Origin of the sequence: Yaniella sp. (assembly GCF_030453185.1) — a bacterium.
GTDB lineage: Bacteria > Actinomycetota > Actinomycetes > Actinomycetales > Micrococcaceae > Yaniella.
Genome location: NZ_JAKDKW010000147.1, coordinates 1 through 2,463 on the forward strand (window position 1 = coordinate 1; position 2,463 = coordinate 2,463).

General features: G+C 58.3%; 3 protein-coding genes. 2 read left to right on the forward strand and 1 reads right to left on the reverse strand.

Annotation, left to right across the window (positions count from 1 at the left end; all coding sequences use genetic code 11):
* Positions 1-51: 51 nt before the first annotated feature.
* The gene (locus L0H14_RS12350) at positions 52-633 is read right to left on the reverse strand and encodes a HEAT repeat domain-containing protein (RefSeq protein WP_301419157.1); all 582 of its coding nucleotides are present in this window, start codon (positions 631-633) and stop codon (positions 52-54) included.
* A gap of 42 nt (positions 634-675) precedes the next feature.
* Here L0H14_RS12350 and L0H14_RS12355 point away from each other — a divergent pair, with 42 nt between their 5' ends.
* Together L0H14_RS12355 and L0H14_RS12360 are read left to right on the forward strand one after the other, a co-directional pair.
* A complete protein-coding gene (locus L0H14_RS12355; RefSeq protein ID WP_301419159.1) occupies positions 676-1,635 on the forward strand; it encodes an acyl-CoA thioesterase in 960 nt (319 codons plus the stop codon).
* Between the two features lie 12 nt (positions 1,636-1,647).
* Positions 1,648-2,463 (forward strand): ABC transporter permease (locus L0H14_RS12360; RefSeq protein WP_301421983.1); only part of this gene is annotated, 816 nt, incomplete at its 3' end.

The window sequence follows — 2,463 nt, forward strand, 5'->3', positions numbered from 1 at the left end:
CCACCGAAGAATTTTAGGCAGACGTCCGACTACTCATCGGTGGATCAAGGGTTAGTACCTCGAAGCGATGGCAAGATCGGGCCTGTTGTGACGTTTGGCGATCTCACCGAGTGCGTCCTCGGCCGCAGCAGCCAGGACGGTATTCGGATCCATGATGAGTCGCTGCAAGCGGTCTATTGCCATGTCATGCTGCGGGGTAGCGGTCGCTCCGATGGCGTTGGCGGCAGCAACACGAACCTGCGGGTAGGCGTCATTGGCCAAGAGCTCGACCAGGTCGTCGACCATGGCTAACTTATGGTGCCCGACGAGTTCGGCCGCGACTTCGCGAACCTGCCATTCTTCGTCAGTGAGTGCACCTTGGACGGCGTCGACGGCTTTGTGATGCCAAGCGTGGAGCAGCGCTTGGCCAGCCCAGACGCGACCCATGTACGGTTCGATCGCCTCCATGCCACCCAGAAGTTTGATGTCGGGATCGGATTCGGCGCCCGGCGTAGTCTCCCCGGAGAGGAGGCGCATGGCCCAGTCGACCAGGGTGGTGTACCCCAGTGTTTCAACGGCGTCGGCGATTCGCACGGTAACAGGTTTGGCGAAATGGTCTGGGGTGTTGGGTGAAGGCTGTGAAGAAAAGGACATGACTCTATTGTGCACACAAGATCAAGTGGTAGTTTAGGAATTATGCGCTCGCGAAGTTCAATTACGTTACACTTCCGGGCTGAAGCGTACGATCATCCTTCGGGCTACGTGGACGCCGGTACGGTTATGAGCTGGTTGGATAAAGCCGGTTACGCTACTGCTGCCACCTGGTCGGGTACCAACGTGGTGGCCTCCTATATAGGAAATATGCGATTCGGCCATCCGGTGCCCGTGGACACGCAAATAGCGGCTCAGGCCAGACTCATCTTCACCGAGGATTCTCGGGTACATGTCCAAGCTCGCTTAGCGTTACCGAATGTTTTGGACGCTGACGGTGAGCCGACCGTGGCCACCTGGGTGGTCATTGTCTATGAGGCAGTTGACGCCCAGGGTGCACCCAAACAGGTCAAGGAATGGGAGCCTCGCACGGATGCAGGGCACCGACGTCGCGAAGTTGCCGCTGTCCGCTCCATTGAACACACCCGAGGCGAAGAATCGCTTGGACAAGTATCCTTTCCGGCAGCGTCCGAAACCACTGCCGAAGTTGTGTTGCTGTGCTTCATTGCCCATTCGGCAAGCGTGACGCCCGGTTTCCGGTTACAGGGCGGTACCCTGATGAGCTGGCTCGATGAAGCTGCATATGTGTGTGCCTCGCGTTGGGCCGGCAAACCCACGGTGGCTGTTTTTGCTGGTGGCGTGCAGTTCTATCACGGTGTTTACGTGGGCGACATAGTTGAAATTGAGGCGCGTATCGTTCACACCACCGAGCGTTCGATCTATTTGGTGGTTCGGGCCTGGTCGGGTAAAGCGCACGACCGTAATCTCCACCAGGTTGCCCAGTCGATTGCGATCATGGTGGTTGCTGGTGGTGGCAAAGCTGAGCCTGTCCCGGGTTGGCAGCCGCAAACCGATGCGGAAAAACAACTCCAACGCCATGCGATTGATCTGGTCTCATTGCGCAACAAAAACGTTTATGAATGGTCTACGGTAGAAATTCCGTAAGAGGAAGAACCCTTGCTCAAACTCTTGGCGCGCTTTGGCCGCCCCTATCTTGGCCATATCTTGGCCGTGATCGCGCTGCAACTGCTCACAGTCGGCGCGATCTTATTTTTGCCTGCCCTCAACGCCCAAATTATTGACGACGGTATTGCCGCCGGGGACACCGGCGTGATCTGGAGTCTGGGCGGCATCATGCTGGCCGTCGCGTTCGCCCAACTGGCCTCCGCTATCGCATCGGTGTGGTTCGCTGCCCGATCGGCCATGTCCATCGGCCGTGACTTGCGCGCCGCGATATTTCGGCGGGTCTCCCGGTTTTCTTCGTACCAAATGTCGCAGTTTGGTCCGGCGACGTTGATCACCCGCGCCACCAATGATGTTCAACAGTTGCAGATGGTTACGCTGATGTCGCTGAGCATGTTGGTCATGGCGCCCATCATGGCGGCCGGCGGGGTGGTCATGGCGCTGCGCGAAGATGCCGGGTTGAGCTGGTTGGTGTGGGTCGCGGTACCCATCATCGTCGTCATTATGGTCGGCGCCGGACTCAAAATGATGCCGCTGTTCCGTCAGATGCAGGAAGCCATCGACGACGTCAACCACACACTGCGTGAGCAAATCACCGGCATGCGTGTGGTCCGAGCGTTTGTGCGCCAGGACTATGAAACCCAGCGCTTCACCAAAGCTAACCAGCACCTCACCGATCTGGCGGTAGGTGTGGGCAAAATCTTTGTACTGCTCTTCCCGTTGATCTCGCTGGTTCTGCACATTGCGACCGCCGCGGTGTTGTGGTTCGGCGGGATGCGTGTGGCTGACGGGCTGGTCGAGGTCGGTTCG

Bases quoted from the DNA above. Each gene is read 5' to 3' on its own strand.
- L0H14_RS12350 (WP_301419157.1), bottom strand. From the start codon at position 633: ATGTCCTTTTCTTCACAGCCTTCACCCAACACCCCAGACCATTTCGCC.
- L0H14_RS12355 (WP_301419159.1), top strand. From the start codon at position 676: ATGCGCTCGCGAAGTTCAATTACGTTACACTTCCGGGCTGAAGCGTAC.